Source organism: Dysgonomonas sp. PF1-14, from assembly GCF_029892965.1.
GTDB lineage: Bacteria > Bacteroidota > Bacteroidia > Bacteroidales > Dysgonomonadaceae > Dysgonomonas.
This window is the reverse complement of sequence record NZ_JARXWN010000017.1, coordinates 46,233-68,784: the sequence shown is the minus strand read 5'-3', so window position 1 is coordinate 68,784 and position 22,552 is coordinate 46,233. Positions and strand designations below refer to the sequence as shown.

Below are 22,552 nucleotides of genomic sequence, written 5' to 3'. Positions count from 1 at the left end.
TGCAGTTTTGCACTACCTTTAGCTATAAAACAACAAAAGAGGCTACAAAAGCCCCTCTTATCACTCAATTATTGCGCTGTTCTTACGCTATATTGCGCATTTAGTTTTTATCTTTGTACTTTGCTAATTTGCTCGCATCCTTTTATACATGGGCATTCAGCACTATTTTAAATCATTTTTGTTTTGCGCTTTTAGTTTTTACCCCCTTATATTCAAAGACCGCTTTCATTGGCATATCGGCACATTACCAGATTAGCTCATTGATATACTATAGATAAATGTAGCACAAAATAATGCGGTATTACAAAGGCAGATCTAAAGAATTTATCATTGTACTGTCTAAGGCGCACCACTGATTATCTTTGAGTACATAATCTATTGTAAAACTCATTTGTTTTGTGGGTTTCTGTTCTGTGGTAGAATCATTTACTCCTGTGTTTTCTCCTTCTTTATCGAAAGTCTGCATAAAAGCCATATAATATTCATCACTTTCATGCTTGTAATATTTGTCTATAGTATCTGCCGTTTCGCATTTTTCGGTTAATTACAGTAAGTAGATAACAATAGGAATAAGGAAAAAAGTGGAATATATTTCTTCATCTCCATGACTAAAGTTGTGTGTATTGTAAAAAAACTGATACCTTTGATGATGTAAAACTAACAAATATTTATCTATAAATGAGACAACTTTTTTTTATTTGTATATTAGTGAATCTGAGCTTGTTGTCTTATTCGCAAACCGTTGCTACATACCGGCTGACTGTGCCTTTCAGCGGTTTTGTAGATAAATATCCCATAGAGATGACATTGGAAATATATCCTTCGCAGAATGGATATGTATCGGGTATGTACAAGTATGCTAAATCCAAGAGTAAAAACTATTTGTCTCTAGAAGGAAATATAGCCCCATCGGGTAATATAAAACTGGAAGAAAGTTATTATGATCCTAAAGCAGACGGGTTTAGGGTATCGGGTTATTTTTCTGGATCGATAGATAACGGATATAATATCTCCGGTAATTGGGCTGATTCGGCTGCAACTAAATCTCTGCAACTAGCATTAACACCCAAACTGAAAGAATTTCATAACGGTTTCAGATTCGAGCTTGTTACTACCTCCGATTTTGATGATGATGACGTTGATAAAATATATTATTCGCTACTGACAGATGTTATAATCAGAAATACAGACGGAAAGGAAATACAGACGCTAACGGGGATTGACCGTTATGTGCAAAAAGATAATGAAGCGGATGATATAGAGTTGGCCGATTATAATTTCGACGGATATCCGGATATTGCTGTATATTATGCTTTTCCCGGCAGGACTAAGTATGATTGGGGGCAACTCTATTTCCTCTATAATCCACAAACAGGAAAATTTGAACGTAATCTGGAATTGGAACGGTATGAACGGGTGTCTGTAAATTATTTTGATTATACGCTTGGAGTTAGTTTTGCAGATGGAAGCGGCAACGAATCCGATTATTCCTATATTTATCAGGACGGACATTACTATCTGATAAAAGAAGATCATCAGACCGAAGAAGGTAAAAGTACGATTATCAATTATGAAGTAAAAGGAGGTAAATCGGTTGAGGTATCACGTAAGACGATGGAATTTTAACTAAATATTTAATATATGAACAAAGCAGTTATGGCATTAGTATGCGGTGCAGCATTAGTAGCTTGTAATTCGGCAGACAAAAAGCCGGAAACAGGCAAGGAAGCGCCGATTATCGGAAAGGCGACAGTAAAAGTTGAAAATGGGATAATGACCCCCGAAGTTCTTTACAGCTTTGGGCGGGTTACCGATGTGCAGGTTTCGCCTGACAAATCCAAGATATTGTACGGGGTAACTTATGTGAGCATAGAGCAAAATAAAACGAACCGTGAGCTGTTCACGATGAATATAGACGGTTCGGAGAAGAAGCAGATAACAAATACAGCCAAGAGCGAGAATAATGCTGTATGGATAAAAGGAGGTGCAAAAATTGCTTTCCTGAGTTCAGAGAGCGGGTCTTCTCAGATTTGGGAAATGAATGCCGATGGTACAGGCCGTAAGCAGGTAAGTGCCATTGAGGGAGATATCAATGGCTTCACATATTCGCCTGACGAAAAGAAAATAATGTATATCAAGAATATTAAGTTTGGCGAACGCACAGCCGATCGTTATCCCGATCTGCCTAATGCTTCGGGACGTATTATTGATGATTTGATGTATAAGCATTGGTCGGAGTGGATAGAGGAGATACCACATACCTTTATTGCCGACTATGACGGTAATAAAATGGCTGACACTGCTATCGACATACTGGGCGATGAACCTTACGAATGTCCTATGCTACCATTCGGCGGTACCGAGCAACTGGCATGGAGTCCCGATAGTAAGTCGGTAGCTTATACATGTCGTAAGAAGACAGGAGTAGAATATTCGTTGTCTACCAACTCAGACATCTATCTTTATAATCTGGAATCGAAAGAGACTAAGAATCTGACAGAAGGGATGATGGGATATGATACGAATCCTGTATTCTCGCCCGATGGTAAGTACATTGCATGGCAAAGTATGGAGCGCGACGGGTATGAGTCGGATAAGAACAGAATGTTTGTGATGAATCTGGCAACATCCGAAAAGATATATGTAACTGAGAAGTTTGATTACAATACCGATTATCTTGCATGGAACGACGATAACCAGAGCATATACTTCGTGTCGTGTGTAGAGGCTAAAACACACTTGTTTAAGGCTTTCTTCCATACGAATGAAATTACCCAGATCACCAAAGGTGACTATGACTACGAATCGTTTGGCATAGCAGGCGATAAGCTTATTGCACTTCGTCACTCTATGTCGATGCCGAATGAAATATATGCTGTAAATACGGCAAATGGTGAAGCGAAAGAGCTTAGCTTTGAAAATAAGGAAATCCTAAGCCAGCTTACAATGGGTAAGGTTGAGGAACGTTGGATTCCGACTACCGATGGCAAAAAAATGCTGACATGGGTAGTATATCCGCCAAACTTCGATCCGAATAAAAAATATCCGACATTGCTTTATTGTCAGGGAGGCCCTCAGAGCACAGTAAGTCAATTCTGGTCGTATCGCTGGAATCTGCAAATGATGGCTGCCAATGATTATATAATTGTAGCTCCTAACCGCAGAGGATTACCAGGATTCGGGCAGGAATGGCTCGAGCAGATCAGTAAAGATTATGGTGGTCAGAATATGAAAGATTACCTCTCAGCTATAGATGCTTTGGCTAAAGAGCCATATGTAAATGCAGATAAATTGGGTTGTACGGGAGCTAGCTATGGCGGATTCTCGGTATACTGGCTTGCCGGTAACCACAACAAACGATTTAAGGCTTTCTTGTCGCATGCGGGGATATTTAATCTGGAAGCACAATATCTGGAAACAGAGGAAATGTGGTTTGCCAACTGGGATTTGGGCGGTTCTTTTTGGGACAGGAGCAATTCTATCGCACAGCGCTCTTATGCTAATTCTCCACACCGATTTGTAGATAAATGGGATACTCCGATCATGGTTACACATGGAGAACTCGATTTTCGTATTCTTGCATCGCAGGGTATGATGGCTTTCAATGCTGCCAAGCTGAAAGGTATTCCGGCTCGCATGCTTGTATATCCTAACGAGAATCACTGGATATCTCAGCCACAGAATGGGGTTTTGTTCCAACGGGAGTTTTTCCGCTGGTTCGACACTTATTTGAAATAATATTTATATAGTATAGTAAAAGGGCTTCTCCAAATCAGTTTGGAGAAGCTCTTTTTTATTTATATATCTCAGGCAGTATTTTTTTACGCCCAGCAACTCTATTGTAACGCCTATGTATCATAAAGACTGTTTGATAGCGGGCTATTTAAGCCCTATAACGGGTCGTCCTATGAAGCCTGGCGCAAAAGACTTTTTGATTCCTTTTGGGGCTTAGGCCAAAAGGAATGTAAGCAATCTGTGATTGCGCGCAGTAGAAAATTTACATAAAAAGGCATATCAAAGAAATTTCATTTTATTCTATAATTATACATTTTGAATATCTCTTCAAACCCCAACTTTTTATATACACTCAATCCCATTGGAGAAGCCTGTAAATGGGCATAATCCAATCCTTCTTCTATAGCGTCCGATAAAACCACTTGCATAGCCATTTCGGCAAAACCCCTCTTGCGAAACGGTTCCGTATTGCCCATACTATGTATCCCTATCGAATTATCGAGCTTGTAAGTTACCATTGTACCAATAAACTGGTCCTCATACTTCAAATTGCAAAATGAGACTTGATCCTTTATAACGTCAATCACTCTATCCGATATCAGGTAACCGAACGATTGTTGAAAAAGGTTGCTCCATAAGGTTGCATCTGCTAAGTTTTCGACAGGTACAATGTCGATCGAGTTGCTCACAGGAATCACTTTATAGTCTTTCAAACATAGTGACATACCTATTTGAACCGATTTTAACGTCATGCGATAGACATCAGCTCTGTTCGATTCATCTATACCGACCTATTCGGAAAAAGTCATTACGGGATTGATTCTTTGTATCAGTTCCCTTAGTGGGTCTATGTTTTCCGGTATCATTTGCTGCCGGCTCCATACTCTGTTTGGTCATTCGGAAAAACCGATATTGACTGTTTCGAAACCGTACACTGATTGGTATGCGTCAAAAGCTGTGCCGGTCAATGTCCACAAGGATGTCAGATTGTCAATATTTTCTTTTTTCATATTTTCTTTTTTCATATTTTCTCTTTGTTTTTTGTTATTGTACTCATTGCGATGCCAACCAAGACAAGGAGGCCTCCATATATATAATAGTTGTATAGATTCTCGTGCAATATAATCACTCCTGCAAATAAACCGATAACAGGGCTGAGGTTATTAAACACTCCTACCAGACTTGCCGGTAAATATTTCAGACTGTAGTTTGTGAAAAAAGAAGTGACAAGCGTAGATAATATACCCAGATACAGAATGACATAAACATAATCGGCAGTGCTGAACCGTTCCAGATAAGATGCTATGTTCCCTTCTCCAATATGATTCCCTATATTAGCTACATTGACAATAAGTGCCGCATACAGCAATAGATAATAGGTTGCTGTTATAGATGGGGTTTTCTCTAATATCTTTTTCAAAAAGATGGAATAAAACACAACAGATAAGAGGGAGCATAATATAAAGAAGTATCCTAGATAATTTGTCGAAAGATGATCAAACGATTGCAGCACAATATATACTATACCTGCAACAGAAAGAACTGTACCTATTTTCTGGTGAAGTATTGTTTTCTCTTTGAGGATAACCGACGAAGCCAATAAAGTAAAAATGGGAAGTGAAGCATAAATTATTGAGGCCTCTGAAGTCGGGATAATCAGAATACCGAATATCTGAAAAGCAAAAAAGCCTATGGGGTAAAGTAACGATAGCTCTATGAGGGGTATCACCCTCATTTCCGACAAAACCTACTCTAAGGAGCAAAAGCAGTAAAAATTAGGGACTGTCCCTTCTATATCTTTAAACAGTTCATCATGTGGAGTTCCTAAACCATTTTTTGCATCTTCCACACCTTGCATTACTTCTGTTTTCAGTTCTTCAATTGTCATTTGAGCAGGCAATTTCCTTATTTCGTAGAGTTTTTGTTTATATCGGATAAGTATTTCTTCGGTTTCTGAATTTACTATATCTAGATATCTGTCCATGTCTGTGCTAAATTCTTCGGGTGTAAGTATCATATTTTACTTTGTAATTTTCATTCTTTCGTTAGTATATTTATCCGGCTCTTTATTGAGCATATCCAGCCATTGCATATACATCTCTTCGGGCATCTGGCGATACCCGGATTTATGCAATTTGATGTACAGCGATTCCATTTCTACATACATTTCTTTTATGGCCGGGTCTGAAAAAAGAGCATCAGGCTTTTTCAGTTTACGTTCTTTCATCAGGGAATGGATATAATGTTTCTGGGCTTCGGCTTTAGTAAGTATAGCATTTGCATTGGCCGGATGGAATTGCAAAACCGTATTGCAGCATTTTATAACAAATTCAGGATCGGGATTGTCTTTTCCGTATTTATGCTGATATCCCAGAGCAAGGTCAAGCAGGCAATTGGCTACAGCCTGTTTGTTACTCAGGGTATCCATATACAAGCCATTGCGTATAGCGTCAATCGTTACATACCCGGATGCAATAATCCAGGCGTCGATAGGAAATGAACCGTTTGTAAGCTCCGTATTGTACCAACCTGTCTTTTCAGAAAAGAGTTTGATGTAGATATGATTGGGCGCAAAAGCCAGATTGCAGGGTATTTTAAATTCATCAGCAAGGATTTTGTACAGGTAGGGTAATGAATGACAGTTACCCTTTCCTGTTTTCAATAATTTAGTCATAAACATTTTCGACCAATCGTTTTGTCCTAAAGGATCATCGAAATCGTATGTATAAGGTTTATGTATGAAATAGTGCGTAGAGTCGAGAGGAATCAGGATAGTATCTGTTAATACTTTAAAAATAGCGGCATGCTTTATTATAACATCTTTGTCATTTCCAGTATAAGTAATTAAATCGGATTTGGATAAATTCTCTATCAGGTTTAATAATATCTCGTATTTTTGGTTTAATGTATCGGTTTCCAATGACTCACCATAATAGGCATCTTCCGTAATGAAGACAGCGTTTTTGAAACTTAGAGGAATACTATCTGTCAGCATGCCGTTTATATAATCATATGATTGTAGGAAAACATTATGAACGGATAAATTATTTTCCTGACTTTTTATTGTAATGTTATTCAACAATAATCCCGCTGCAATAAGAAATATTTTAATTTTCATTTAATCATTCTATATTTTTATACAAAACTTAATCTTGCCCTACGCCGATGTTTAATCCGGTTGAATACATTCTGTCTATTTTATAATTTGGGTAATAATCTAAACCTTTGTACCATTTATATTTTGAATTATTTAATGGTGGTTCAAAATCAACAAATCCTTTTTTTTTATTCTCCTTAACCCATCTTTTATATATCCTAAACACTCTCTTTATTTCCTTTTGATCATTAGTGATTTCCTTTCCTGTGGATTTATTTATCAGGACAGGAAAAGGGCTATAAGTCATAGCCGATTCGCTCATTGTCAATAATGTGATTAGATATAAGGCTTCCGTTTGTATAGTATATGATTTTGTTTTTGGCTTTGGTGTATTAGCATCTGCAAATCCATACCTTATTACTTTTTTTCCACTTAAATCTGTATCATCTTCATATTGCAACAGTTCTTCTAATATTGTTATTCTATCCTCGTTACTGTATTTACTGAAAATTCTATTCCAACCATAAGAACATCCAATATAAAGAGGTTCAAATACATTAGTAGTATCGGCGACCAAATCAGGAATTTTTATTCCTATAAAATAGCCAATTGTGTCGCCAGAATAATTATAACGTTTGTTACAGGTTTCTATCGCTTTATAAGTAAAAACCTTATCTTTGATAATGGTAATTTCCTTATCGCGCATCTTTCCCACTTTTCCATTTTGAGCCAACAAAAAAGAAATTGGATTGACCAATAATAATAAAAGAAATATTAAACATTTCATTCTCATACAGCTATCGTCCTCTTTTTACAAAATATGATGTGACCTGACTTCTCCCCCTTCCGTTAAAGTTTTTTAGTTGATGATAAGGTACGCCTGTTCTTACACGGCTTATTTCATCTTTTTCTCTAAAAGTACCCATGTTTATCCCGTCTGCTCTTGCGGAATGATACCAAACACCTTCACCCATTGCTGCGGAATCATACCCTCTGACAAGACCTACATCTGCACTCAAAGGATCATTGCTCGGCCGGTAATTATCTCCTTTAAGAACAGCGTTAACACCCTCATAATTCAACCAAAACTGTCCGTCAGCAAATGCAAGACCATGACAATTAGACATTACATCTATTCCTAGTTGTGCCTGTAACTTATTGTTTCCTACGAGTTCCTGTTGATTGCCGTCAGCATCCATATATGTTGAGTTTGTGACTTGTTTTACCTCAATGGGCGTTCCATCATCTGCATATATTGTGACATATCTATATTGTGATGTTACTGAGCCTCCATTTTTCATTTGATATGTCATTGTATTCTGTTGGTCATCTATTTTGTTTGTAACATCATAAATTATATTTCCGACTGAATCTCTTGCAAGCATTCCGTCAGGATCAACAAACCGCAAAGGGTTATTCATTGCATATACATACGGCGACCAGCTATAATTTTCTTCACAGAGCGGATCGACAGATATAAACCGGCTTGTTACTTCTGCCCTGTAAACATGTCCGGTCGTATCTGGTTCAAGGAACACGACAACTTTATCGGTCTGGGTATTAATCAGGACAGTACCAACCCGCATAATTTCTTCGTTATAGAACGTTTCCTTGTATTTGCCTTTACTCAGGGTAAGTATTTCTCCTTTAACTCCATACTTCTTGAATGGATTCTCCTGTGCCTGAATGACAAGACCGGAGGTAAGCAGAATGCTTAAAAATAATATGATTCGCTTCATAGATTTATATTATTTGATTAACCGGATTATATTTCTGTATCTTATATCGTGTTCCCGCTTTTCTTTCTCCCCATTTGCCGAATTAAGCCATTTTTCGTATAGCTCCGGCGGCATCTCAACATAGCCGGACTCATCCATCACTTTGTAAAAGTTGTTTCTTTCTTCTAGCATTATATAAACATAGGGATAGTCAGTTTTCAATATTTCCAATGGTGGCCTGCCAATCTGATCGGCCACATATTCCAGACGTATGCCAAGATAATTGTTCTTCATGGCCAATGCGGATGTATTGCCGGGAGCATATGCCAGTACCGAATCCACACATTGGATAACAAAACCATCATAACCATATTTTTGAACATAGCCTGATGCCAGGTCAGCCAGACAATGAGCTATTACCTGTTTCCGGCCTTGAGGCTGCATATAGATACCATTCTTTATAGATGCTGCATTGACGAAACCAGAACCAATAATGAAAGCATCGGTAACCATTTTACCGTTTGTCAATTCAAGGTTATGCCAGTTGTTTTGCTTATCCTGGAACTTGATATAGCTATGGCGGGGAGAAAAAGCAAGACTAGCTTCAGTTCCAGTCGCTTCACAGAGAATAAGGTAAAGTAACGGCATGGAATGGCATTGTCCTGAATGTGATGACAGCAGTTTGGTAACAAACATATTAGAATAGTTTTTCTCTCCCATAAAATCCACAAAGTCATATTGCATAGGGAATGAAACCGAAGACTTTTCCTGACTGGGTAACTTGACGTTCAATGTATCTGACATGACCCGGTAAAACATAATATTACGAGCCATCGGATTATTCCAGTTATACCTGTCCTGAATGGCTTTCGACTTGGCTATAGTTACCATTTCGGAAATCCTTTCTTCGTATCTTTTCCTGTCAAGATGGCCTTCAAAAAATGAGTTCTCTACAGAAAATACAGCATCTTTAAGGTTAAGCGGGATTTTGCCACTTAGCATATTGAGAAGTTTTTCTGCCGTCTGGTAATAATGTTCTGTTCCCTGTACGCCCTCCTGAGACGGCAGGTCATATTGTATGGATGAATTCCCGGATAAATATTCATCAGCCCTTTCCCGTGCCAGTGCATTCATGCGCTGGACTTCCAGCCTGTCACGTTCGTACATATCCATCTGTTGCTGATTGCGATTGTTAAAAACGGGAAAGGTAGGAATATTAGAGGATGGGTTGTTATTTTGATTATCTGGATGACCAATAATAACTCCGCGCGACAATGTAGCGGGCTGCGGTTGTTTTATTACAGGTATTTGTCCCAGTACATTAGTAGTGGTAATGAATAGAAACAAAGATACTGCGGATATGTGTTTACATGGTATCATCTGTTTTAATTTTAAGGTAACTTCAGTAGTTGTAAAATTAGTTAATATTTACAACTAAACAAACCAGATTGTAGAAAATTTATAAGTGTATTGGAGAAAAATTACTGATGTGCTTTTAGACCCATAATAAATAGTTCCTTTTTTGTCCCTTCCTAGATATGTTACAATTTGTCATAGTTTTCATGTTTCGTTTAAATCTTCTATTCTATATAATCTTCTTTATTATGATAATTATAGTTCAGCAACTATATAAATATTATCCGGATATTGAAATCGTTGTTTTTCGCAGATTTGCAGGAAGAACCCTAGAGTAGGTTTTGTCGGAAATGAGGATGATACCCCTATGAGTTTATATTTCACATTCCTATCAATTTTATCGATCTTAATAAAACCCGAATAGCGAAATATCAAAAGCAATAGACCGGATATGGCTAATCTGTCGGACAATAAATCAAGCGGCGAACCCCATTTCAATCCGTTTTTGATAAATACATACGATAAGCCGATAATAGTTGTACTCAGTACAATGGCAAGTAAGGCTTTTATTTTGTTTACATTCGGAATCATGGAGCAAAGCTACCGGTAAAGAATCGGATAATTCTTTACATATGTTGATTGCTCCTATTTTTTATTCTTGCGGATACGGCTTAGCTGTGTAGGGGTTATACCCAAATGAGAAGCGATATGCTGAAGCGGTACATTTTTTTCAATATCAGGGTGCAATTTCAGTAGTTCTTCGTAGCGGATAAGTGAATCTTCCATCACTTGTCGGTTTGTAATCGTTGCCTTTTACTAAAACTACATTTACGGTTTCTTCGTCACTGGGAAAAACACCCATTTGTGTTCCGTCCATATCGACTTCTTCGATTGTAATGCCTAAGATTGTTTGATAGAAATGAACTGCTCTTGAGAAGTCTGTTGTTGGAATTTCTACTATTGAAATTAAATTACGCATAATTTTTATCTTTTATTATTTTAGTTAATTACATTGATTAGGAATTACAAAGATAAAATACTGTTAATCTTCAAAATTGCAAAAATGCGACAGCCTTATCCGCCTCGACAGAAGAGTTACAGGAGAAGAGCCTTGGAGAATAGACCAGGTAAACCTGGATGTTTCCAATAAAGAATTTGATGTGACAGTAATTGTCGAAAATTCTATATGTGTAGTGTACGTAAATTATCAGATAGCCTTTACAAACCCTATCTATATGATGAATCAGAATCCGTGGGGCATATTTGCCGATAACGGAGAAGTAGAATTTCAGAATCTAAAAGTATATAAATAACATAATATAACGTGAGTTCGATATAAAAATAGTATGTAATCAATTGTTTTCCAAAATATATGATGTAACCTTCGTGCCCTTTGTGGTTTTTCTTTGTGTCCTTTGTGGTAAAAGAAATAAGATTTAACCACAAAGAGCACAAGGTTTTACACAAGGCTCACAAAGAAAATATATAACTAGCTGATATTTAGATACTATTATTTCGAACTCACATTAATATAAGTTATCATGAAAACATTATTTAAGATATCTCTGGCGTTGTCACTTTTTATCCTGATAGGGTAACTGATTAAGATAATCCGTCTGAAATATGCTGTAGAACTGCTGAATGTAAAGAGTAAAACGATGTCGGAAGTAGCCTACGAGGCAGGCTTTTCTTCGCCGTCGTATTTTACGAAATGTTTCAAGGAATTCTATAAAGAAAATCCCAGCGATTATATCAAACGCATATCGGAAGGCTTCGGTTGATCTGAAGTAGTTTCGATTTGTATAAATAATTCTTGATTTTGAACTTTGCAAATCTCTCCTATCATTGATTTTGCGAACAACGTTATATCGGTTATTTAAACCTGGATACAGTATTATCTGACAAAAAAGGCCTGAAAAAAGGATACACAACAGACGGTACTCATCTGACAGAGATTACTTACAGAAAATGGTCTGCTACACTTCAAAACTAATTGGACAAACATACAATCGATTGAGATTTCTTTAGACTTATTTAAGTTTAGTAGGTTCGGATAAAAATTTATATTTTACTTTTGTTATTTTTCCTATATTTTTCGTAATTTGCGTTGGTACTATTACATCGAAACTCACACAACGTTATGACAGACATCGGAGTCGCAACATTTACGAGCGATGGCAAGGACTTTTATGATATAGATTTTAGCTGAAAGCCTTTAACATCGGATTAATACAAGAATTAACATTCCAGCATATGAAAAAATATACATTACTGATTAGCATCTTTGCACTCTTATTTTCATGCTCAACCTCAGAAAAAGGCAGCTTTGAGCTTGGCGACAAAAACTTTCTACTGAATGGAGAAACCTTTGTCATCAAAGCTGCCGAACTTCATTATCCCCGTATTCCAAAAGAATATTGGGAGCATCGCATACAAGCAGCGAAAGCACTTGGGATGAATACTATTTGCCTGTATGTATTCTGGAACTACCACGAACCCGAAGAAGGCAAGTATGACTTTTCAGGACAGAAAGACATTGTAGCTTTCTGCCGTATGGCACAAAAGCATGATATGTATGTCATTGTCCGTCCCGGCCCTTATGTATGTGCCGAGTGGGAGATGGGAGGGCTGCCTTGGTGGTTGCTCAAAAAGAAAGACATCAAACTCCGAGAACAAGATCCCTATTATATGGAACGCACCAAGTTGTTTATGAATGAGGTCGGTAAGCAGCTTGCCGATTTGCAGATAAGCAAAGGTGGAAACATTATCATGGTACAGGTGGAGAATGAATATGGAGCTTTTGGTATCGATAAACCTTATATAGCTGAAATACGTGATATTGTAAAAGGTGCAGGTTTCACAGATGTGCCTCTATTTCAATGTGACTGGAATTCTAACTTTGAGAACAATGCTCTTGAAGACCTTGTTTGGACAATTAATTTCGGTACAGGAGCAAATATAGACGACCAGTTCAAACGCTTGCAGGAACTGCGCCCTAATACACCGCTTATGTGTAGTGAATTCTGGTCGGGATGGTTCGACCATTGGGGTGCGAAACACGAGACCCGCAGTGCTGAAGATTTAGTAAATGGGATGAAAGAAATGCTGGATCGTAATATATCATTCAGCCTGTACATGACACACGGTGGAACGAGTTTCGGGCATTGGGGTGGTGCTAATTTTCCAAACTTTTCGCCGACCTGTACATCGTATGATTATGATGCGCCAATAGGTGAATCGGGAAATATAACTCCCAAGTATTATGAGGTACGCAATCTATTGAAGAATTATTTACCCGAAGGCCAGACATTAGCAGAAATACCGGATTCAATTCCTACAATTGCCATACCTGCTTTTGAATTGACCGAAATCGCTCCTCTATTCGATAATCTGCCCGAAGCCAAAGAAAGCGAAACAGTCAAGTCGATGGAATTCTTTGATCAGGGGTGGGGGAGCATCCTCTATCGGACGAAGTTAGAAGCATCTACTGAAGAACAAACACTTATAATCACAGAGGCTCATGACTGGGCACAGGTATTCATCGATGGCAAAAAAATAGCAACACTCAGCCGTCTCAAAGGAGAAGGGATTGTAAAATTACCACCTATAAAAGACGGAACGCAGCTTGATATCCTTGTGGAAGCAATGGGGCGTATGAACTTCGGAAAAGGCATCTATGACTGGAAAGGCATTACGGAGAAAGTAGAGCTTGAATCAAAGTCAGGAACTAAAGAGCTAAGAGACTGGCAGGTTTATAATATCCCTGTAGACTACGAATTTGCAAAGAACAAGGAATACCGGAAAGAGCCGAATACAGCTAGGCATCCGGCATATTACAGAGGTACATTTACGCTCGATAAAGTAGGCGATACATTCTTCAATATGATGAGCTGGAGTAAAGGTATGGTTTGGGTAAATGGTTATCCTATCGGGCGTTTTTGGGAGATAGGCCCCCAACAAACGCTGTATATGCCGGGTTGCTGGCTCAAAGAAGGAGAAAACGAGATTATCATACTCGATATGGCTTCACCATCAAAACCTGAAACCGAAGGACTAAGAAAACCGATATTAGATATACAGCGGGGAAATGGCGCTTATGCACACCGTAAACTAGGTGAAAATCTGGACTTGACGCGCGAGACACCCGTATATCAAGGAACATTCAAACCCGGTAATGGCTGGCAACATATTCAATTTGGTAAAACAACAGATACCCGCTTTTTCTGCCTTGAAGCATTAAGCTCTTATGGAGGTGATGATTATGCAGCCATTGCAGAACTTGAATTGCTGGGAGAAGACGGTAAGCCTGTATCCCGCCAGCACTGGAAAGTCGTTTATGCCGACAGCGAAGAGCTTAATGTTGCTACCAATGCCGCTACGAATGTATTTGACTTGCAGGAATCGACATTCTGGCATACTAATTATTCGACGGCAAAACCAAAATATCCGCATCAGCTTGTGATCGACTTAGGCGAGGATAAGAAAATCACAGGATTTTCGTACTTGCCGCGTGCCGAAGCCAATAAGCCCGGAATGATCAGAGACTTTAGTGTATATATAAAAATGAACCCATTTGAATTAAAGTAAATACAGGCTTTTATATTGCATTAGTATTCATGCGAATGCTCTTTTTATTTACTGAATGGGTCTCCATTCGGACTTTGACTGACTACCCATCTGAAAGCATTCAGAAATAATAGTTTCTGAGTAGCATCGGTAAATTCGTCATCGCCATGTCCCATATTCAGATAGATCATGCGATATTTTTTATTTGTCCACACGATAGGAAAATCACCGAAGTTGACTACATCTTTTATACCTAACGGATAGTTGTCGGGCGAGATGGAAAGCAATACTTCTACATCCTTATTTTCTCTCGGACTCGGATTCCATTGGTACCATTCGCTTTCGGGAGCTATAAACGAAGCCGGGAGATTCTTGGTTACAGCATGTGTCGTGTTATCCATTACCAGTTTTACAGGTTGAGGAGGCCAGTTGTTACAATAGAATACTCCTCCGCCCAGAAACTCTACAAGCCAAGGCCATTTTGTGTTCTTATCGTTATAGGCTGCTGCATGGAATCCTACCCATCCGCCGCCGTTTTCCATATATTTCTGGAATGCTTCACGTTCTTTCGCCGCCGATGGTGTTACATTCAGCATGACCACTACATCATATTCCTTTAGTCTTTCGTAAGGATAATCTGCAAAGTTGGTTGTGATGTCTAAGTTAAATCCCCTTCCATAATTAAGCCGTTTAAAGAACTCGACACCTTGCTCAGCAAATTTCACATGTGCTTCTTCGGCATGAGTTGTGTAATAAACCAATGCTTTGAATCTAGGTTCTTTTGCATAATTGGCAGGATAGCCGGTATTACCTTGTGCGTTTATGAAAGATATGGAAATAAACAGCAGAGATATCAAAATTAATCTTAATTTGTTGTTATTCATTGTTTTATGTGTTTTGTTTATCAGTTCTTAAAAATAGATTTTAACTAAAAAGTAACGAATGTAACGGATTTGCATTGTTTTCATACTTGTTACTTTTTCCAATCATATGAATTTTATAACTTATAATCGACCCTGTCGATAGCTTTGTAATTTATAATTCTTTTCGTCTTATAGATAAAGATTTCAAGAATAAGTAAAAACTATTTTCCGGTTTCTGCTGCCCATAAAATAGCATTCGAAAACATTTTTACAAAGTCTTCCGAATCGAATAAAGTATTGGCATGCCCCATCAGAAAATATACATTGCGGGCTTTCATTCTCTGGTTTGTCCATACAGTAGGGTGGTCGCCCATTTTTATATCCGAATGGGGTGTATAGGTCGATTCATCTACTGTGGCAAGGACGTGTACATTTGGTCTCGGGCTTTTATCGAAAGTGTACCATTCGTCGTCGGGTATGCTGAACGATTTGTTCACCCCTTTCATTACAGGATGCTCTGCATCTTCCACGTTAACCGTTGCCGTAGCAAGGGGTGCGATGTAATTCTTAAACTTGATACCACCCATAAAGTCGGAAAACCATTGCCATATAGGATAACCGTCAAAATCACCGAGTAAAGTAGCATGATGGAATCCTACCCATCCACCTTTGCCTTCTTCTATGTATTTTATAAAAGCAGATTCAGCCTCTTTTGTCCATGTGTATGGTGGAAAGTCCAGTTGAATAATTACTTTATATTGAGAGAGAAACTCTTCATTTATCTGCTTTGTATTGTTTATCTCAGTGTATTCAAAATTGTTTTCTTTAGAAAAAGCATCGAGCCATTTTAGTCCGGCATCAGTAAAGCCCCCATGTTGTCCGCCCCGCTCGGTTAGTACCAGAATCTTAGATGGTTTGTTTTGCTCTACGATCTGTTTATTCTGAGAGCCTTTTGTATTACAACTAATTAGTATCAAGGCAAAAAGGGTAAATAGAAAATACGTTTTTTTCATATATTTTAAATTTTAGATGTATAATCAATATTCGGCTATCAGTTTCAACCTCTTTTCGGTCGAAATGATCCCCTACTGGTGCAGATAAGATGTTAGCATCGGGAGTGACTCTGTAGTATCTTCTTTTTTTACTCGTTCCCATATTTCATCAATCTTTTCCGGTCCGAAAGTTCCGATACAATGCATCTTTCCGTCCTCAAATTGAACTTTATATAAAGCCTTTCCGCCTATGAGGCTTCTCATGTTTTCGACTCCGTATTGCACTTCTTCGCTATACGTTTCGCCATCAAAAGAGCAGGTTCCTCCCAACGAATATACAATCACATTATCGTATGTATGTGTCCAGATAAAATGCCCTTCTGTAATGATTTTAACCTTCGCCTGATTACCCGTCATCGCTATTGCCGGATATACAAGCTTCCATACTCCAACAGTCGGGTTCGTTTTCTGTGATTGTGCCTGAATACTCGAAGTTGGCAAAATAGTAATAAAAAACAAAGTAATTATACCTATAAATGCAGTAAAAATAGTGTTCTTTTTCATTGTCAAATCCCTTATTTGTGTCGGGCACAACTCTTAATATCAATATGCTAATATTCAGCTATTAATGTCAGCCATTTTCCTGCCGAAGTTATCCACACTTCTTTATAGGTAGCATTATTAGTCGGAGGCCAGTAGGGGATATCCTCATTACCTAAACTACGAATACCGACAGGCATTTCGCCAACCATTTCTCCCGAAGAGAAGGTATCCATTTGCGGATAGTTATATCCTTCGCCGTATATCATCGATTGTCCGAACGGATTTTTGCCAACTACCCAATACAATTGCTCTCGTCCGATTTGCAGTAGTTCTTCATCTTTCAAAAAATTGCCGCAGATTGCCGCAGCTTTCCCCATTGACAAAAGGACTGCATTATTTCCATTGAAAATACCAAAGCCCACAGGAAACCGTTTCAGATAATGCTCATTATCCAATCGTACACCGTTTTGTAGTTGTTTTACAAACTCTTTGGCTTCGTTACCGCTGGTAAACAAGTGCGAATGCTGGAAACTCACTTCGTCTTTTGGCTCGTCTATATGGTAAACTCCGCTTGCTATCATCCCGTAAGGAGCAGTATATTTTGTCAAATTTTTCAGATAATCGCCATAAAGCCTGATAGACTCTTCCCATTTTTTGTAATCGGAATGATTCGGCTGTGTTTCGCAAAGCAAGGTCATTGCCTGCATATAGATTTGTTCGCGTGATTGATGGTTGTAATGAACAATCACTTTCTTTGATTTATCACAATAGAAAAATCCTTTTATTTTGTCCGTATCACCGATTGGTTCTTTTCGTTGACAGTCGAGAGTATAGTTGATAAATTCAGTCGCTTTCAGTGCATAATATGAATCTTTTGTCAGTTTGTATAACATACTTGCTGCCCACGAAATAGTTGCCATATACTGGCTTTCCGATGTATTGTAGCTATGTTCATAGAAATGCAGGAAACCGCCGAATCCGTCCTTTTTATGTCTTTCCAGAGCAAACCGGAAATCTTCTTTTGCTACATTTGTCAGGTATTCCTGTAACATCGGGTCTCTGTCGATAGTCAGGGCAGCATAGGCCTCATATCCGGCATACAGGAAATTGTCGAAAGAAATATTTTGAACCCTTACACTTGAAATATCGTCCAGTGTGCCGAAAGTTCCGTCCTGCCAGATAAGTAATCCCATGCTGCTTGCCCTGTAACCATCTCCATATCGGTTTCGCAAAATAAATTCCAGTCCCCATTCGGCTTCTTCAAGCATACGGGCTGCCAGAAGTTCATTCTTATTTTTCAGATTATTGTATGATTCCAGCAAGGCAAAAGTAACGTCTCCTGTTTGTAGTGTCTGTTGCGAAAGGTCTCCGGCATCGTGCCAGCCTCCGGCATATGAGATCATTTTACCATCATGTTTCGAGCAAAGGTCTGTATGGCATGTACCATGCTTTCCCGGTACAGGGTATCCACAGCGTTGGCAGAATATAAAATTAAGTACACGCCAGAGGGAATTATCCCATATCCTGTCATCGATCTGAAATGGTGGAGTTATAATTTCGCCTACTTTCAAACGATAAGAGCCGGCTTGCTTAAAGTCTGAAAAATCCAGAATCTCAAATTCACCTGTCGTCGTCTTTTGTTTTTTTATTTTGCCGGCGAAAACAAGTTTATTGTTTTGTGTATCTATGAGTACAAAAGAGTTGTTATGCTTATCAATATTAATTATAGCAGTCTTTTTATCCCCTGACAGGTAGCCGCTTGTGGAATAGATTATTTTATCTTTTCCCGGCGTCCAACCGCTGATTATTTCCGGATTTTCAATCTGCTGTAGTTCGATCTTATCGAAATAGTATATCATCGAATCGCCTGTTGTTCGGTCTTTTCCCTTCAGCGATGCTCCGAAACTTATCTTCATGATTTTATCCCGCTGATATTCGTCTATATCGAGGTAGCATTTATTCCACTGTTTGTTTACCAGATTGATCAGATGTGAACCCGATTGGCGGTTATAACCTTCTTTGTCAGGTGTATGCCTATTTTCAATTGAGAGGTTTATGTTTACCACTCTTGCTCCCTCGCAATCGGGATAGATATAGAATGCTATTCTGTTGAATTTTTCCCAGTCAGCACCTTTCGTATCAAAACTAATACCAGCATGCCCATAAGTTGCATAATCAGGATCGGATGGAGAGCCCTTCGCCCTTTTTCCGGTATATGTCGGATAAGATAATTTTATACTGCCTTTTTCAGAAACTGTTTTTTCTGTCGAATAGCTTATATTACCGAATCCATGTTGTGTCCAACCAGTGAGGTCATTGGTTTTACTTAGCAGTTCGCTGTATAATATTTTCTTTTGCAAACCAATTGTTTCTGCTGATTTTGAATCATCCAGCTCCAACGGGCTATGAATTACCCCTGTACGGATAATATCTTTTTCGAGTTCTTTATCGGTCGTCAATCCTTGCTGTGCAAATACAGGCAAGGCCGTTAAAAAAAGAAAGATAATAATAACAATATATTTTCTCATATCTGCTTTTTTATAAAAGTCCCCCTTGGGGGAAACAGGGGGCTATTGATTCAGTCCATTATACACCGCCTTACGAAGCGTTCCTTCATCGTCGTCTCCGGCATAATCCCAATACATTGCACCTAGCATCGCATTATCTTTTATATACTGGCATTTAATGGCAATAGAACGAGGATCGTCGTATCCGCAGACGAAATCTATAGAATCATTACTAAGATATGGAGCTTTCGCTACATCGTCCCACTTTCTTTCAAAATTGCTGAGGGTGATAATGTTTTTATAGTTGCTGAAATTTCCGACTTCTTTTCGTCCCCGTCCATAAAAAGGTATTCCCATAACAAGCTTGCTCAAAGGTACACCTGCATTCACATGTGCTTTTACCGCTTCGTCTACAGAAGTTCCTGCCGTATGTTCCGAGCGGTATAACCCTGAATGGTGGTAAGGGGGATTACCCATATCATAGGACATGATGTTCACGAAATCTATATATGGATCGATACCTCTGAAATCGATGTACTTTGCACTGGCAACTGTTGCGAGAGTAAGCAATTTGTCCTTGCCTATCTCTTCACGTATATCTTTCATCATCAGTGTGAAATTGTCCTTGTCGGCAGGAGAAGCAGATATTTGAGCCATATTGGCAGTAGGATATTCCCAATCGATGTCGATGCCATCGAGACCAAATTCGTCGACTACCCGTTTACAATCTTTAGCAAACGAACGGCGATAATTTTCATCTGCTGCCATTTCACTGAAACGTCCGCTTCCCCATCCGCCAATGGAAAGAATGATTATTAATGATGGTTTTTGCTTTTTTAGTCCGACCAGTTGTCGTAATCGGTCTTCATTGTCGATACGTACCCCGTCGAATGTATTGGTAACATGTCCGAATGCATAATTGATATGAGTTATATAATTCGGATCGGGCATTATTTTACTCCATGATGTGACATAAGCCAGCACTATTTTTTCTTCTTTTTTATTATTGGTATTCTCTGCTGTTTTGGTAGAAGTGCAAGAGAAAAGCAGTAAAGAAACTATTGTTAAAGTGATTGTTTTTAGATAATTCATGATGTTATTTTATTCTGCTGATTGTTTGATTCTTGAACCTATTAATGCATAAAACAGCATATACAATTCTCCAAAGATAACTATAAACCATGTCCAACGCCAGCCGTCGATAGCATCTGCCAGCATTCCTTGCAGAAGCGGGAGTATCGCTCCTCCGACAACACCGATCATAAATACACCGGAAGCAACCGAAGTATATTTTCCCAGCTTGGCAATGGAAAGGGTGAATATAGCTCCCCACATAATGGAATGGAAAAGTCCGACAGCAACCAGTAGCCATGGATTGTTCATCACAATAGCCAGAATGGTAAGTATTGTAGCTGAAACAGTTGTTGTCACTAATTGTACGCGTGGAGGTATCTTGCTTAACGAACTGCCTACAAGCCGTCCTATAAGCATGCCGCCCCAATAAAGGGTAGCCATGAGCGCAGGAATGGCGAAATTAATACCGAAAATAGTAAGTGAACTATTGCCGAAAAAAGAAAACGCACCATGTAGGCTTTCCTGCTCTATTGCATACAGATTTATATTAGCTCCGATAGCTACTTCAACACCTACATAAAAGAATATGGCGATAACACCCAATGTAAGGTGGCTGAAAGACCAGACACTTTTTTCCAGTTTTTCTCCGGCTTCTGCTTTAGTACCTTCTATATCGGGTAAAGATAGTCTGGTGAGGATAAATGTAACTATCAGCATGATTCCGGCTAATGCCAGAAACGGAGTCATCAACTGGCTGACTTGTACTTCTTCCATTGCCAGCCCTCCGAAAACAATGCCTGTTACAAAGAACGGAGCTATTGTGGTACCTATCGAGTTTGATGAACCTCCTATAGCCAACCTTTGGATGGGTTGCGTGCCTTTTACAGTGCAGGCTACAAGATATGGATTGATAACAACCTGCAAGATGGTTGCTGAAGCTCCTACAACAAACGAGCCGAGCAGAAAAATGAAGAATCCCGAGGGAACGGATGCTGAGGCTATCTGTACTTTAGCTTCCGGAAACCGGACTGTGAACCATGAAGAAAGAAAAAATATGAGTAGTCCTATTATCATGATAAACAATCCTCTGACCAGAGTACCTTTATAACCGTATTTTGTCACCCATGAAGAACCCAAACTTCCGGTCAGAGGATATGCTAAAAACCATGAAAATGTAATAAGTGTTGCAAATGTATTTTTCAGATCGGCTGCTCCCTCAAGGAATGCAGCCTTAAGCGGCCCTTGAAATTGTCCGTTCGCCGTAGTAAGGAATCCTACGACAAAAAACAGGAAAACCAATGTAATAAAAGGCCCTATATAATTTATTTGTTTTTCGGGTATATTCATAATTATTAGATTCTTATGTTATATATTTTGCAGCTTCCCTATCCAGTAGGAATTCACAGTTCGGATGTAGTTGCAATATTGAAGCCGGAACATCAGGCGTAACAGATCCATAGAGCATTTCTTTTACAATACTGGCTTTTGCTTCACCTTTTGCGACCAGAAGTATTTTGCGCGAATGCATAATGTTTTTAAGTCCTAAGGTTATTCCTCCCAATTCTTTTTCCGGAGGGGTGTTCGTTTCTTTTCTTATACGGGCTTCCAGTTCTTCGTCCATTTTAGAAATCCATGTTTCCTGTCCGAAAGGAGTTCCCGGCTGATTAAATCCAAGATGTCCATTCGTGCCCAGACCTAATATCTGTAAATCTATACCACCTCTTTTTTCAAGTTCGGACTGAAAGATTCTGCATTCTTTTTCGAAATTATCAGATAGAGTAGGGGGGATGATAAAGTTTTTATCTTTTATTTTTAGAGCCTCTACTATTTCGTTTTTCAGCATTGTATAACAAGCGCCGGCGTACTCACGAGGCACATTTGTAACTTCATCCAGACCGAACAAGGTAATACTTGATGTGTCAAAAGGGTTCGCTTTATATATATCACCTACAATCAGATGCATATTTTTTGTTGTTCGTCCTGTTGCTAATCCGATCACAGCTTTAGGGTTCACCAGCATTTCCCTGATGATTTGCCATGCTGCCATACGGTCAAATTCGGCTTCATTTTCGGCTATTGTTATTTTTAATGCCATGAGGTT

22 protein-coding genes and 2 pseudogenes are annotated in these 22,552 nt (G+C 38.8%); 6 read left to right on the top strand and 18 right to left on the bottom strand.

Translation table 11 applies throughout. From position 1 onward, the window contains the following. Nucleotides 1-301: 301 nt before the first annotated feature. Nucleotides 302-475, bottom strand: coding sequence for a hypothetical protein (locus tag M2448_RS16930; RefSeq protein WP_280697188.1), 174 nt, complete (start codon nt 473-475; stop codon nt 302-304). A 203-nt stretch (nt 476-678) separates the two neighbouring features. On the opposite strand from M2448_RS16930, the gene M2448_RS16925 reads away from it, so the two are divergent. Together M2448_RS16925 and M2448_RS16920 are read left to right on the top strand one after the other, a co-directional pair. After that, nucleotides 679-1,626: a hypothetical protein gene (locus M2448_RS16925; protein ID WP_280647324.1), complete on the top strand. Its 948-nt coding sequence runs from the start codon at nt 679-681 to the stop codon at nt 1,624-1,626. 15 nt (nt 1,627-1,641) lie between these two features. Beyond that, nucleotides 1,642-3,738 (top strand): S9 family peptidase, encoded by a 2,097-nt coding sequence (locus M2448_RS16920; protein ID WP_280647323.1) that lies wholly within the window; start codon nt 1,642-1,644, stop codon nt 3,736-3,738. 287 nt (nt 3,739-4,025) lie between these two features. Here the strand turns inward: M2448_RS16920 and M2448_RS16915 are convergent, their stop codons facing one another. From M2448_RS16915 to M2448_RS16880, 8 genes are all read right to left on the bottom strand, one after another. After that, nucleotides 4,026-4,460: a GNAT family N-acetyltransferase gene (locus M2448_RS16915; protein ID WP_280647322.1), complete on the bottom strand. Its 435-nt coding sequence runs from the start codon at nt 4,458-4,460 to the stop codon at nt 4,026-4,028. A 168-nt stretch (nt 4,461-4,628) separates the two neighbouring features. Next, nucleotides 4,629-4,760: a hypothetical protein gene (locus M2448_RS16910; RefSeq protein ID WP_280647321.1), complete on the bottom strand. Its 132-nt coding sequence runs from the start codon at nt 4,758-4,760 to the stop codon at nt 4,629-4,631. After that, nucleotides 4,757-5,470: a DMT family transporter gene (locus M2448_RS16905; protein ID WP_280647320.1), complete on the bottom strand. Its 714-nt coding sequence runs from the start codon at nt 5,468-5,470 to the stop codon at nt 4,757-4,759. Before M2448_RS16905 ends, M2448_RS16910 begins: the two co-directional genes overlap by 4 nt. A gap of 12 nt (nt 5,471-5,482) precedes the next feature. Continuing rightward, the gene (locus M2448_RS16900) at nt 5,483-5,752 is read right to left on the bottom strand and encodes a hypothetical protein (RefSeq protein WP_280648038.1); all 270 of its coding nucleotides are present in this window, start codon (nt 5,750-5,752) and stop codon (nt 5,483-5,485) included. 3 nt (nt 5,753-5,755) lie between these two features. Then, on the bottom strand, nt 5,756-6,853 hold the full coding sequence (locus M2448_RS16895) for a hypothetical protein (RefSeq protein WP_280647318.1): 1,098 nt from the start codon (nt 6,851-6,853) through the stop codon (nt 5,756-5,758). 28 nt (nt 6,854-6,881) lie between these two features. Further along, complete coding sequence (locus M2448_RS16890; RefSeq protein ID WP_280647317.1) at nt 6,882-7,619, bottom strand: hypothetical protein; 738 nt, start codon at nt 7,617-7,619, stop codon at nt 6,882-6,884. Between the two features lie 10 nt (nt 7,620-7,629). Continuing rightward, the gene (locus tag M2448_RS16885) at nt 7,630-8,571 is read right to left on the bottom strand and encodes a hypothetical protein (RefSeq protein WP_280647316.1); all 942 of its coding nucleotides are present in this window, start codon (nt 8,569-8,571) and stop codon (nt 7,630-7,632) included. Nucleotides 8,572-8,580: 9 nt separating this feature from the next. Beyond that, the gene (locus M2448_RS16880; protein WP_280647315.1) at nt 8,581-9,930 is read right to left on the bottom strand and encodes a hypothetical protein; all 1,350 of its coding nucleotides are present in this window, start codon (nt 9,928-9,930) and stop codon (nt 8,581-8,583) included. A 427-nt stretch (nt 9,931-10,357) separates the two neighbouring features. Here M2448_RS16880 and M2448_RS16875 point away from each other — a divergent pair, with 427 nt between their 5' ends. Further along, nucleotides 10,358-10,516, top strand: coding sequence for a hypothetical protein (locus M2448_RS16875; RefSeq protein WP_280647314.1), 159 nt, complete (start codon nt 10,358-10,360; stop codon nt 10,514-10,516). Nucleotides 10,517-10,551: 35 nt separating this feature from the next. On the opposite strand, the pseudogene M2448_RS16870 reads toward M2448_RS16875, so the two are convergent. Then, nucleotides 10,552-10,674, bottom strand: a pseudogene (locus M2448_RS16870) (Crp/Fnr family transcriptional regulator); the annotation flags it as partial. Beyond that, nucleotides 10,643-10,885, bottom strand: a complete 243-nt coding sequence (locus M2448_RS16865; RefSeq protein WP_280647369.1) for a VOC family protein — start codon at nt 10,883-10,885, stop codon at nt 10,643-10,645. The pseudogene M2448_RS16870 and the gene M2448_RS16865, both read right to left, overlap by 32 nt. Before the next feature lie 76 nt (nt 10,886-10,961). Here M2448_RS16865 and M2448_RS16860 point away from each other — a divergent pair, with 76 nt between their 5' ends. From M2448_RS16860 to M2448_RS16850, 3 genes are all read left to right on the top strand, one after another. Continuing rightward, nucleotides 10,962-11,219: a glycoside hydrolase domain-containing protein gene (locus M2448_RS16860; protein ID WP_280647313.1), complete on the top strand. Its 258-nt coding sequence runs from the start codon at nt 10,962-10,964 to the stop codon at nt 11,217-11,219. Nucleotides 11,220-11,504: 285 nt separating this feature from the next. After that, entirely contained in the window at nt 11,505-11,687 is a 183-nt protein-coding gene (locus M2448_RS16855) for a helix-turn-helix domain-containing protein (RefSeq protein ID WP_348523199.1), read from the top strand. A gap of 472 nt (nt 11,688-12,159) precedes the next feature. After that, a complete protein-coding gene (locus tag M2448_RS16850; protein WP_280647312.1) occupies nt 12,160-14,493 on the top strand; it encodes a beta-galactosidase in 2,334 nt (777 codons plus the stop codon). 44 nt (nt 14,494-14,537) lie between these two features. Here the strand turns inward: M2448_RS16850 and M2448_RS16845 are convergent, their stop codons facing one another. From M2448_RS16845 to M2448_RS16815, 7 genes and pseudogenes are all read right to left on the bottom strand, one after another. After that, nucleotides 14,538-15,356 (bottom strand): ThuA domain-containing protein, encoded by an 819-nt coding sequence (locus M2448_RS16845; RefSeq protein WP_280647311.1) that lies wholly within the window; start codon nt 15,354-15,356, stop codon nt 14,538-14,540. Between the two features lie 200 nt (nt 15,357-15,556). Continuing rightward, a pseudogene (locus M2448_RS16840) lies at nt 15,557-16,252 on the bottom strand (ThuA domain-containing protein); the annotation flags it as partial. Nucleotides 16,253-16,420: 168 nt separating this feature from the next. Continuing rightward, on the bottom strand, nt 16,421-16,891 hold the full coding sequence (locus tag M2448_RS16835; protein ID WP_280647310.1) for a hypothetical protein: 471 nt from the start codon (nt 16,889-16,891) through the stop codon (nt 16,421-16,423). Between the two features lie 47 nt (nt 16,892-16,938). Continuing rightward, entirely contained in the window at nt 16,939-19,398 is a 2,460-nt protein-coding gene (locus tag M2448_RS16830) for a glycoside hydrolase family 9 protein (protein ID WP_280647309.1), read from the bottom strand. Nucleotides 19,399-19,440: 42 nt separating this feature from the next. Beyond that, nucleotides 19,441-20,469 (bottom strand): glycoside hydrolase family 18 protein, encoded by a 1,029-nt coding sequence (locus tag M2448_RS16825; RefSeq protein WP_280647308.1) that lies wholly within the window; start codon nt 20,467-20,469, stop codon nt 19,441-19,443. Between the two features lie 9 nt (nt 20,470-20,478). After that, nucleotides 20,479-21,798: an MFS transporter gene (locus tag M2448_RS16820; RefSeq protein ID WP_280647307.1), complete on the bottom strand. Its 1,320-nt coding sequence runs from the start codon at nt 21,796-21,798 to the stop codon at nt 20,479-20,481. Nucleotides 21,799-21,811: 13 nt separating this feature from the next. After that, nucleotides 21,812-22,546, bottom strand: coding sequence for a glucosamine-6-phosphate deaminase (locus M2448_RS16815; RefSeq protein ID WP_280647306.1), 735 nt, complete (start codon nt 22,544-22,546; stop codon nt 21,812-21,814). Nucleotides 22,547-22,552 lie beyond the last annotated feature (6 nt).